At 59.9% G+C, this 11,333-nt stretch carries 9 protein-coding genes and 4 pseudogenes; all 13 read left to right on the top strand.

Annotated elements, in window-relative coordinates; genetic code table 11:
- Positions 1-20: 20 nt before the first annotated feature.
- Positions 21-275, top strand: a pseudogene (locus EBB79_RS25730) (hypothetical protein); the annotation flags it as partial.
- A 53-nt stretch (positions 276-328) separates the two neighbouring features.
- Positions 329-412: pseudogene (locus tag EBB79_RS25725) on the top strand (hypothetical protein); the annotation flags it as partial.
- Complete coding sequence (locus EBB79_RS24995; RefSeq protein ID WP_420850422.1) at positions 395-694, top strand: calcium-binding protein; 300 nt, start codon at positions 395-397, stop codon at positions 692-694. The pseudogene EBB79_RS25725 and the gene EBB79_RS24995, both read left to right, overlap by 18 nt.
- Positions 586-1,098 (top strand): annotated as a pseudogene (locus EBB79_RS21570) (calcium-binding protein); the annotation flags it as partial. The gene EBB79_RS24995 and the pseudogene EBB79_RS21570, both read left to right, overlap by 109 nt.
- A gap of 23 nt (positions 1,099-1,121) precedes the next feature.
- Positions 1,122-1,205, top strand: a complete 84-nt coding sequence (locus EBB79_RS25720; protein ID WP_420850421.1) for a hypothetical protein — start codon at positions 1,122-1,124, stop codon at positions 1,203-1,205.
- Positions 1,196-1,282, top strand: a pseudogene (locus tag EBB79_RS25715) (hypothetical protein); the annotation flags it as partial. The gene EBB79_RS25720 and the pseudogene EBB79_RS25715, both read left to right, overlap by 10 nt.
- Before the next feature lie 60 nt (positions 1,283-1,342).
- Positions 1,343-1,543: a hypothetical protein gene (locus EBB79_RS21565; RefSeq protein ID WP_420850420.1), complete on the top strand. Its 201-nt coding sequence runs from the start codon at positions 1,343-1,345 to the stop codon at positions 1,541-1,543.
- Between the two features lie 172 nt (positions 1,544-1,715).
- On the top strand, positions 1,716-2,747 hold the full coding sequence (locus tag EBB79_RS21560) for a permease (RefSeq protein ID WP_127751126.1): 1,032 nt from the start codon (positions 1,716-1,718) through the stop codon (positions 2,745-2,747).
- Complete coding sequence (locus EBB79_RS21555) at positions 2,699-3,073, top strand: hypothetical protein (RefSeq protein WP_127751125.1); 375 nt, start codon at positions 2,699-2,701, stop codon at positions 3,071-3,073. The genes EBB79_RS21560 and EBB79_RS21555 overlap by 49 nt, the downstream gene beginning before the upstream one ends.
- 30 nt (positions 3,074-3,103) lie before the next feature.
- Complete coding sequence (locus EBB79_RS21550; protein ID WP_127751124.1) at positions 3,104-4,849, top strand: CRTAC1 family protein; 1,746 nt, start codon at positions 3,104-3,106, stop codon at positions 4,847-4,849.
- 205 nt (positions 4,850-5,054) lie between these two features.
- On the top strand, positions 5,055-5,720 hold the full coding sequence (locus EBB79_RS21545; RefSeq protein WP_127751123.1) for a DUF7933 domain-containing protein: 666 nt from the start codon (positions 5,055-5,057) through the stop codon (positions 5,718-5,720).
- Complete coding sequence (locus tag EBB79_RS25335) at positions 5,662-10,809, top strand: beta strand repeat-containing protein (RefSeq protein WP_127751122.1); 5,148 nt, start codon at positions 5,662-5,664, stop codon at positions 10,807-10,809. Before EBB79_RS21545 ends, EBB79_RS25335 begins: the two co-directional genes overlap by 59 nt.
- A complete protein-coding gene (locus EBB79_RS21535) occupies positions 10,806-11,333 on the top strand; it encodes a Calx-beta domain-containing protein (RefSeq protein ID WP_127751121.1) in 528 nt (175 codons plus the stop codon). The genes EBB79_RS25335 and EBB79_RS21535 overlap by 4 nt, the downstream gene beginning before the upstream one ends.

The raw sequence follows: 11,333 nt of genomic DNA, 5'->3' as shown, positions 1-11,333 counted from the left end.
CTGCCATCTAAAACACGGCAATGCACAGGGCAGGATCGCAACGGAACCTGTGCCGGCGACTATCGCCCGCTTTTGTCGAGGACCTCAAGATGAAAACCCGATTGGACAGAGACGTCAGAGAGATCGGTGGCCCTCTCGTTGTGGCCATTGCAGATGCGGCAATAGCCACCAATGGCTTGCCTGTTGTCCGCAGCAAGCCGGGCCTCCAGGCACTGATCTACAATAACGACCTGATCCAGGGCGGTGACGGCAACGATACGATTTTTGGCGGCGCTGACAATGACACGCTGCTGGGAGACGCGGGGCATGATAATCTTTTGGTGAAGACGGCGCCGACAGCCTGTCCGGTGGCCGGGATAACGACCTCCTGTCTGGCGGCAGCGGCAATGACCACCTGGATGGGGCCCAGAACGAAGACCGGCTATATGGCGGCGTTGGAGATGACACTCTGCTCGGTGGCGCTTACTTTGATACCCTCTTTGGTGGCATTGGCGATGATACGCTTCATGGCGGCGCCCAGGCTGACCAACTCATGGGCGAATGGGGCAACGATCTCCTCTCTGGTGGCGATGGCAACGACACGCTTTGGGGGCTCAGAACGAGGACCACCTGTTTGGCGGTGCAGGAGACGACTGGTTGGACGGTGGTGTTGGCCTCGACCAGCTGTTTGGCGGCACTGGCAACGATACTCTGATCGGCGGCGCCCAGTCGGACCGGCTCATGGGCGAATGGGGCAACGATCTCCTCTCTGGCGGCAGCGGCAATGACCAGCTGGATGGGGCCCAGAACGAAGACCGGCTATATGGCGGCAGCGGCAATGACACCCTGTTCGGCGGCGCTTACTTTGATACCCTCTTTGGCGGCATTGGCGATGATACGCTTCATGGCGGCGCCCAGGCTGACCACTTAACTGGGGAATGGGGCAACGATTTCCTCTCTGGCGGCGATGGCAATGACCGCCTGGAGGGAGCTCAGAACGAGGACCACCTGGAGGGCGGTGCAGGAGACGACTGGTTGGACGGTGGTGTTGGCCTCGACCAGCTGTTTGGCGGCACCGGCAACGATACGCTTTATGGCGGCGCCCAGGCTGACCGGCTCATGGGGAATGGGGCAACGATCTCCTGTCTGGCGGCAGCGGCAATGACCGCCTGGAGGGGCCCAGAACGAAGACCGGCTATATGGCGGCAGCGGCAATGACACTCTGATTGGCGGCGCCGGCTTTGATACCCTCTTTGGCGGGGACGGGGCGGATACCCTGATCGGCGGCGCCCAGGCCGATAGTCTCACCGGTGGTGGGGGGGCGGACGTTTTTGTTTTCCATGATGGTTTTGGTGCGGATCAGGTGACGGATTTTGACGCTTCAGATACTGCGGAACAACTGGATTTGAGCGGGGTGGCCACGATCCTGAATTTCGCGGATCTTGCGGCCAATCACATGTCCCAGTCAGGCGCTCATGTGGTCATTGACGCGGGCAATGGCGATAGCATCACCTTGCTAAATGTGCAGCTCTCCGATCTCGATGTGAGTGACTTCATATTCTAAGTCATTGCTCTGTTGATCTGATCTCGGGGAAAGACTGGTAGCCTCAGCCGTTTCCAGGCAAAGACATGATGGCCAAAGTGGCACGAGCTCTCTATTCTGACTGCGAGCACAAGCCCAAGCTTAAAACGCGCTCATAGTCATCAGCTACCCGTCCGCAAAGGCTTTGTCTTCAGTGATCATCTCTGCTTATCCTAAACGTGTCTTCCTTGCCCTTCTGATCCTTGGCGCGCTGGCCTTTTTATTTTGGACCGGGTCGCGCTATCCGGCCCTCAGTGAAAAGGCCATCATGTCGGGCGCCATTCAGCTTGAGGACCCCTTGAGCTTTGAGGCATGGTTCCCGCTGGAGGCCGACATGGTGCTCTGGCAACGTGTTTTCTATTCAACGCTCAACTGGCTGCACACCAACCAGCAGGGGATGACTTTTGGTATCCTCTTTGCTGCCGGATTCATGACGCTGTTGGCCTATCTGCCGCGCAAAAGTTTTCAGGGTGGTTTTGCCAATGCCATGCTGGGGCTGGGGATTGGAGCGCCGCTGGGGGTCTGCGCCAATTGCGCGGCACCCATCGGCAGGGGGGTCTATGCTGCGGGAATGCGCGCGGAGACCGCATTGGCCGCCATGGTGGCCTCGCCAACACTCAATGTCGTGGTGCTGTCGATGTTGTTCTCCCTGATGCCTTTTTATATGGCCGTCACCAAGCTTGGCCTCAGCCTGTTTGTAATTCTGGTCGCGGTGCCGCTCCTGTGCCGCTGGCTGCCGCAGGTTCAACTTGGCGCTTCACAGGACATCGGCGGGAAGATCCAAGCAGAGGTGCAGCCGCCGAAACGGACCTCCCAGTCTCCTGCCTGGAACAGTCCCGCGCTTGCCGCGGTGCAGCCCGACGAGAGTTTTATCGCTGCCATCCTTGGGGTCGCCCGGACCTATCTTACACATCTTTGGTACATCATCCGCCTCACGGTGCCGATGATGCTGCTGGCTGGTCTCCTTGGCGCCCTGGTGGCCACACTCTTTCCCCAAGACCTGGTTGTCGATCTCGGCTTTGGTATTCTGGCTTTGACGGCGCTAACCCTGATTGCCCTCTTTTGCCGGTGCCCATGGGGTTTGACGTGGTGCTTTGCGGTGCCCTGTTCGCCGCTGGGCTGGCCCATGGTTATGTCATGGCCGCACTTTTCACCCTGGGCAGTTTCTCGGTCTATTCTGCCATGATTATCAATCAAATGCTGGGCTGGCGTGCCGCCACGCTGATGGCCGCAGCGATCGCCACTCTTGGCTTTGGGGCTGGAATATCTGCGCATTATTATCACAGCTGGCAAAGCCAGCGGGCACTGGAGCACCTGCTGCAGGGGATCTGGCGCCAGGTCTCGGCGCACCCGCTCCACAGGGGTGTTCTTTGGCGCAGCCCAGGCCGCCACCCTGCCCCAATCCGCGGCTGCAGATACGCCCCCGATCACAGTCGTCCCCAACCTTTGACATCACCGTCCCCCTGCGGACACCCTGTTCACCCGGGTCGAGGCTACCACCTTCGGGATTGATAAGCCGGTGGAATTCTCCATGCGCGACATGTGGCCTCCCTTTGGGAGGGGCGCAGTCTGGCCACCGGCGACATCGACAATGACGGTGATCTGGATCTGGCGGTGGCCTCCTCGGAAGTGGGGCTTTATCTCTATACCAATGACGGGGCGGGAAACTTCAGCCGCCTGCCACTGGATCTGACCCCGCTTGAGGGGGCGCCGATCTTTAACGCCGTGCTGGTCGATATCGACAATGATGGCTGGCAGGATCTCTTTCTGGCGAGCTATCTGCGCGGCAATTACTGGTGGCGCAATAATGCCGGGCACTTTGACCCTGAGGCCCTGCGCCGGGTGGCTGGAAACCCACAAACGCCCCTTGCCATGGCGCTGAGTTTTGCGGACCTGGATCGCGATGGTTTTTTGGATCTTGCATTGGGCAACTGGGCTGCAGGGTGGTATCGCCGCATTCCCGGAGAGGAATCGCGCAACCGGTTGCTGTTCAATCCTGATGGCCAGCTGGACGGCACCCGGTTCACCGATCTGCCGGGCCTCCCCGGCGAAACCCTGTCGCTGCTCTTTACCGATTTTGACCAGGACGGGCTGAGTGATCTGATCGTCGGCAATGACTTCGACATCCCCGACTATTTTTACCGGGGCGACGGGAAGGGCGGGCTCAGCATGATCACCGAACCCGAGGGGCTGATCCCCCATACCACCACCACCACGATGGCCGTAAAAAGCGCCGACTTGTTCAATACAGGCTACCCCGCGCTCTACCTGGCGCAGATCGCCGGACGCTCCTCCGGGGTTTCTGAGCGGCTAAAGATGCAATCGCTGGATCAGTATTGCAGCACCATCCAGGATCCAGCAGCCAAAGCGACCTGCGAAACGAATATGGCGATCAAGCGCTGGTATAAATCCGGCAACCGCTTTGATCCCTCTTATGCCGGGCGGTGCCAGCAGATGTCGGGGCGCTATCAGGCAGAGTGCAAGGCGATGCTGATCAAGGATTTGGCAATTCAAAGACGCGACCCCTCGCTCTGTGCTCTGATTCCCAAAGACCAATGGGTGCCGCAGGCCTATTGCGACTTACATTTCAAACCCACCCGCCAGCCTCTGCCCGCAGAGATTGCCGTCAGCCACCGCCAGATCCTGCGCTCTAATGTGCTCTTGGAATGGCAGGGGGCATCTTACGGCGATACCGCGACGACGCGCGGCCTCGAAGTCGGCGGCTGGAGTTGGGATACCAAAGTGGCGGATTTTGACCTGGATGGCTGGCAGGACGTCTATATCGTCAATGGCACCTGGGTCCCCAACGAGGTTTCACCTTCCAATCTGTTTTTCAAAAACAACGGTGAGGGTGGTTTCGCCGAGGCCTCGGATGCGGCCGGGCTAGAGGATTTTCTGATGACCGCGACTGCGGCGCAGTTCGACCTGGATGGGGATGGAGATCTTGATTTGGTGACCCATCCGGTCAACGGACCGCTGGCGCTGTTTCGCAACACAGCCCAAGGCTCGAGACTGGTCGTGGAGCTGGAGGATCTGACCGGCAACCGCGCGGGTATTGGCGCCCGGATCACCCTGCTGAACGCAGATGGCAGCGCGCAGATGCGCGAGCTGCAATTGGGCGGCGGATTCATGAGTTTTGATGCACCGCGGGCTCATTTTGGTTTGGCGGGCGCGCAACACGCCGCCGGTTTGCAAATTCTCTGGCCCGATGGCGTGCAAACCCAACTGAAAGGCCCTCTGTCTGCGGGACAGCTTTATCGGATCACCCGACACCCGCGCCCAGAATAGGCGATGATTCCCTCTCTCCGGTGTGCGGGCGACCCAGAATGCAGGCCAAATTGAGACAGTTTTTAAAAGACTAACCAAAAGTGTGTCTATTTGAAAATCCAATCATTGCCGCGACGGCACCTTCTTTTGTAACGTATAAGTTGGGTGCCTGATCATTCTGGTCAAACACCACCAAAATTAAAAAGATGAATTTTTCGGGGACATCATGACACTTGTTCTGCAGCGTATTTTGCGCAACTTCTCTGCCTTCCTGTTTCTGCTGCTGCCTGGCGTTGCCTTTGCCCAGGGCGCACCCAGCTTCACGGCCCTGTTTTCTCCGGATTCGATCTCTGCAGGCAATAATTCATCTCTGACATTCACCATCACCGAGATTGCAGGCAATCCAGCAGAAACCCTGGCCTTTTCTGCCACCCTGCCCACCGGCGTCACCATTGCCAGCGGTAGCCAGAGCAACAGCTGCGACGGCGTATTCACCGCCACAAGCGGCAGTGCCAGCCTGTCTTTAAGCGCCGGACGCCTGGGCGCCAGCCAAAGCTGTGTTATCACGCTGCCTGTCACCTCCACCACAGTGGCAGCCCATACCTTTACCAGCGGTGACCTGACCTCTGATCAAGGGAATAGTGGCAGCGCCACGGATATTCTGACCGTTACCGCAGCCAGCGGCAGCAACTACAACAAATCCTTTAGCCCTGCGGCAGTCGACCCCGGCAGCGTCAGCACACTGACCTATACCTTTGACATCGTTTTGCCCGGCAGCCCCGGCATTTCAGATTGGCGCGTGCCCAGTTTCACCGAAACCCTGTTAGGCTGGTTTGCAGTTCCCCGACCCGACAACCACCACCAACAGTTGCACAGGCACCCTGACGGTTGACCGCGACGCGGGAGAACTGGACTTTACCGGGGGTACAATCACCACTGGCGGCACCACCACCTGTACCATCACCGTGCAGGTTCAGGGCGTGACCCAGGACAGCTATGATGTGGAGAATGATCTCATCATTCGGGATGCCTTTAGCACCCTCATTTCTCAGGACACCGCCTCGGCCGATCTAACGGTTAACCCCGGTCCGGTCGATGGCATCGACCTGATTAAGGCCTTTGATGTCGTCCAGGCGAATGCCGGATCGACTGTGACACTGGACTTTACCCTGACCAATACCAGCCGTGACGACAGCGCCACCAGCATTGCCTTCAGTGATCTTCTGGATACCAGCTTCCTATCCGGTACCGTCTTTGCAAGCCTCAACAGCAATTCCTGCGGCGGCACGGTGGTCGGGACAGGCACCGACACATTTGATTTCTCAGGCGGCAGTCTGGCGGCCAACGGGGCCAGCTGCACCATTTCCATTGAAGTCGACCTGCCAGCAGGCGCTGCCGATGGGACCCATACCAATACCACCACGGCAGTGACCGGACTGATTGGCAGCACCCCGTATACTGGGGATACCGCCAGCACCACGCTGCGGGTTCTGGGTCTTGATGCCCAACCCCCCGTTTTCAGCAAAAGCTTCACCGATGATCCGGTGGCGCCAAGTGGCACTGTCACTCTGCGCTATGAGCTCAGCAATCCCAATCCCGGCCAGATCCTCAGCGATATGACCTTTATCGACAATATTTCCGCGATTACGGGCAGTACGGGCATTTCGATCAATACCGTGCCCGGCACCGATCCCTGTGGGGTGAGCAGTAGTGTGGCGTTGATCTTCATCGACGACGATGTCTTTGGCGTTGAGCTTACCGCCGGGACCCTGGCGGCCAGCGACAGCTGTAGCTTTAATGTGACGCTGGATATCGACAGTGATGTGGCGCCGGCAGACTATGTCTCGACCAGTGGGGACGTGACAGCCACGGTGAGCGGCAATACCGTCATCGCCTCTGGCGCAAGCGATACACTACAGATCGAGGGCGGTGCCAATCTCAGCTTTGCCAAAGAATTCACTGAGACGGTCCTTGGCGCGGGTCAAAGCACCACGCTCACCTTCCTCCTGACCAGTGCCCCAGAATCCCCCAGTACAGCCACCGGCCTCACCTTCACCGATGATCTGAGCAGCTTTCTTGCGGGGGCGACCTTCAGCACCAACAGCGACAACTGCGGTGGCAGCCCGGTGCTATCGGCTGGCGATACACTCCTGACCTACAGTGGCGGCTCTCTGGCCCCCGATGCCAGCTGTACAATCGATGTGACCGTTACGCTTCCGGGCAGCCTGACCAATGGCACCTATACCAATACCACCTCGACGCTCACCGGCACGGCCGGCGGTGAATCCCTGGTGGTCTCTGCCGCCAGCGATGACCTGCAAATTCTCACAGCAGAACCGCTGCAACTGACCAAGAGTTTCTCTCCTGCCGAGGCCCTGCCTGGCGAGGCCGTCACCCTAACCTATACGCTGACCAACCCGGATCCGACCTTCGCTTATGCGGTCTCCGTCTTTACCGAAAGCTACTCCTCCGCCTTAGGTAGTCTGGCCGCCACCTCTATGCCCGCAGGCGGTTTCTGCGGCGGGTCAAGCACAGCCTCGGGCACCACCTTTGGTATTTTCGCGTCCCTGGACATTGCGGCGGGCGACAGCTGCAGCTTTGATGTGCCATTGCTGGTGCCAGTCGGAGCTGCGGATGGCAGTTACAGCAGCGTCACCTCCAGCATCAACGCAACAGTGGATGGCAATGCGGTGGTCCTGCCTGCTGTCGGCGCCAGTTTTTCTGTAAATTCTGCACAGGTAGAACTGAGCAAATCCTATAGCGATGATACCCTGGCTCCTGGTGACACGGTGACCGTGGATTATGTGCTGACCAACCTCAGCAGCATACAGGCGCTCAGCGCGCTGGCCTTTACGGATAATCTGGATACCCAGCTTTCTGGCCTGGTGGCCACCGACACGCCAATCATTTCCACCTGCGGCGGCGGCTCCTCTCGGGAACCTCAACGCTCAGTTTCTCGGGGCACCCTGGCCGCCAGCGCCAGCTGTACCATCAGCGTGACCCAGCAAGTCCCGGGCGGCGCCAGTGCCAGCATCTATTCTGGCACCACCAGCGGTGTAACCGGCACTGCCAGCGGTCTCGCGATCACTGGTCCTGCCGTCTCTGCGGCTTTCACGGTCACCTCCTTCGAATTGCCCAGCTTCAGCAAAAGCTTCTCTGACCCCGTTCTTGGCGCGGGCGGCAGCACCACGCTGACCTATGTAATCACCAACAATGACGGCAGCACCACCCTCTCTGGCCTGCGCTTTAGCGATGATCTGGATGCGGCTCTCACCGGGTTTAGCGTCACTGGCGGCACTGGCAGTAACCTTTGCGGCACCGGCTCAACCGTGTCCGGCACCAGTGAAATCCTCCTGGAGGATGGCACGCTGGCCCCCGGAGACAGCTGTAATATCGTGCTGACAGTTGCCGTTCCCGCTGGGGCCACCACGGGCGGCTACCCTGGCGCCACCAGCACCCTGACCGAAAATGGGGAATTCGCCGCTAGCGCTGCCAGCGCCACGCTGACCATTGAGCCAGCGCCTGGATTTTCCAAGGATTTTGCCAGTTCTTCCATCGTGCAGGGGGATGTCTCCACGCTCACCTTCACTCTGGACAACAGTGCCGCCAGCGTTGCGGCCAGCAGCCTGGATTTCACCGATAACCTGCCCGCAGGGTTGACCGTGGCCAGCCCCGCCAATGCCAGCACCACCTGCACCGGCGGCACATTGACCGCAACCACAGGCACCGCCAGCATCAGCTACACAGGCGGCAGTGCCGCTGCCGGCGCCAGCTGTACTGTCTCTGCAGATGTGCGCGCCACCAGCAGCGGAACTCTGGTCAACACCAGCGGGGATCTCACCTCTTTCCTTGGCAATTCCGGCACCGCAACCGCCACCTTAAGCGTCAGTGCTGCACCGGTCCCAGGCTTTGCAAAAGCCTTTTCCGATGACAGCATCGCCCAGGGCGGCAGCACCCCGCTGACCTTCACCATCGACAACAGTGCTGCCTTGATGGAGGCCAGTAGCCTGGACTTCACCGATAACCTGCCCACAGGGTTGACCGTGGCCAGCCCCGCCAATGCCAGCACCACCTGCACCGGCGGCACATTGACCGCAACCGCAGGCGCCGCCAGCATCAGCTACACAGGCGGCAGTACAGCCATTGGTGCCAGCTGTACCGTCTCTGCAGATGTCACCGCCGCGACAACTGGCAGCCTGGTCAACACCAGCGGAGATCTCACCTCTTCCCTTGGCAACTCCGGCACCGCAACTGCCACTCTGAAAGTGCCGGGCCTGAGCCTGGACAGCCCGATTGCCTCTGATGACGTGGTCAATTCGGCCGAGGCCCCTGCAGTCACCTTCTCTGGCAGTACCACACAGATCGAAGATGGCGAGACTGTCAGCGTCACCGTCACCGACAGTGCCTCGGCCACAGTTTCGGGCAGCGCCACAGTGGCCAGTGATGCCTGGAGCCTGGCGCTGGATCTCAGCAGCCTTGCCGACGGCGCCCTCACTGTGACCGCTGATGCTGCTGATGCCTCGGGCTCCTCGGCGCCGCAGGTCAGCGCCAGTTTCTCAAAGAATACCAATACGCCCTCTCTGGCCTTTGACAGCCCGCTGGCCGGAGACGATATTGTCTCTGCCGCAGAAAGTGCAACAGTCACCATTTCGGGCACATCTTCCGGCGTGCCCGATGGCGAGACTGTCAGCGTTACCGTCACCGACAGCGCCTCGGCTACGGTTTCGGGCAGCACCACAGCGGCCAGCGATGCCTGGAGCCTGGTGCTGGATCTCAGCAGCCTTGCCGAAGGCAGCTTGACCGTCACGGCAGATGCCGCCGATGGGGCGGGAAACCCGGTGGTTCAGATCAGCACCACGCTGAGCCATGATCTCAACCCACCCACAGGCTATAGTGCCAGCTTTGATCAGGATCCGGTCAACAACAGCAACGAGAGTGCTGCCAGCTTCACCTTCGCCAGTGCCGAGACCGGCACCAGCTATGCCTATACGATCTCCTCGGACGGCGGCGGCAGCGATGTCACCGGCAGTGGCACCATTGCCAGCGCAACGGATCAGATCACCGGCATTGACCTGTCCGGGCTGGGCGATGGCACGCTGACACTTTCGGTGGTTCTGACCGACAGCGCAAACCAGGCTGGAACCGCAGCCACGGATACCACCACCAAGAATACTGACGCACCCACAGTCACGCTGAGCGGCCCGACAGATGCGCAGAGCGATCCCTTCACCGTTGATCTGACCTTCGGCGAAGCGGTGACCGGACTGGCCGCAAGCGCATTGATCATTGACAATGGCACCGCCTCAGACCTCACCGGCAGCGGCACCAGCTACAGTGTCACAATAACGCCAGATCATGATGGCACCGTGACACTCTCGCTGCCTGCAGGCAGTGCCCAGGACAGCACCGGCAACGGCAACCTCGTCAGCAACGAGATCGAGGTCATCGCCGACCTGACCGGCACACCCGATCCCAATCCGGATCCTGATGCGGATGGCGACGGCATTCCCGACAATTTGGAAAGCAGCACCGCCGACCGCGATGGTGACGGGATTGTGGATTCGGCCGATTATGACCCTCAGGGCTACTTCTACTGCGAGGATGACGGCCGCATCCTGTCCGGCGGCGGCATTACCGTCACCGGCCCCAGCGGCTCCAACAGCAGCGTTGGGATCTCGAATAACATTAATATCCTGCGCGATGGCTCGACCGGAGAATACCAGTGGTTTGCCCTCGTGCCCGGCAACTACAGCGTGTCTTACAGCTACCCAAGCACCGGCGTGGCAAGCACCGCCCGGCTGTCCTCTGGCAGTCTGGACGTGACCTCGTTACTGCCCGCCAACCCAGCTGTGCTTGGCTCTACCGAAGTGGGCAGCACCGGTGTGCTGGCAGATACCTCCCTCAGCGCCAACCCGGCGTTCTACGACAGTTTCGTCATCGAGGTGGCGACCCCAATGTGCTGGCCAATAACATTCCAATGACCCAATGCTCTGCCGTGGTCACGCTGAGTGCCAATGATAACGGCGCCGAAGCCAATGGCGGCAGCACCGATAGCGTCGGCTTTACCGTGAGCCTGAGCCCGAGCTCGTCTCAGGATACCGTGATCAGCTACAGTCTGGGCGGCAGCGCCACCTCGGGCACGGATTTCGTGACACCCACAGGCAGCGTCACGGTTGTGGCGGGCGACACCTCTGCCACGATCGAATTGACGGTGCTGGAAGACGGGCTGATCGAAGGCAGTGAAACCCTGACCCTGACCCTGACTGCGGTTACCTCCGGTGCACCCGGCGTTACCCTGTCGACCACCACATCGGACCTGACCCGCAGCAGCACGATCACCGATGACGATTTTGCCGTGGTCTCCGTGACCAATGACGATCTGACCGCTTCGGAAAATGGCACTGATACCGCTGCCATGTCCTTTGTTCTGCTGGGCCAGCCGACACAGGATGTGCAACTGGCCTTTGCCGGTGATGCGCAATGTAGCGTCTCCCCGCAACGCTGA

The sequence above is a fragment of the Parasedimentitalea marina genome (assembly GCF_004006175.1).
GTDB lineage: Bacteria > Pseudomonadota > Alphaproteobacteria > Rhodobacterales > Rhodobacteraceae > Parasedimentitalea > Parasedimentitalea marina.
The sequence above is the reverse complement of the archived record's forward strand: the minus strand, read 5'-3'. Positions and strand labels throughout refer to the sequence as shown.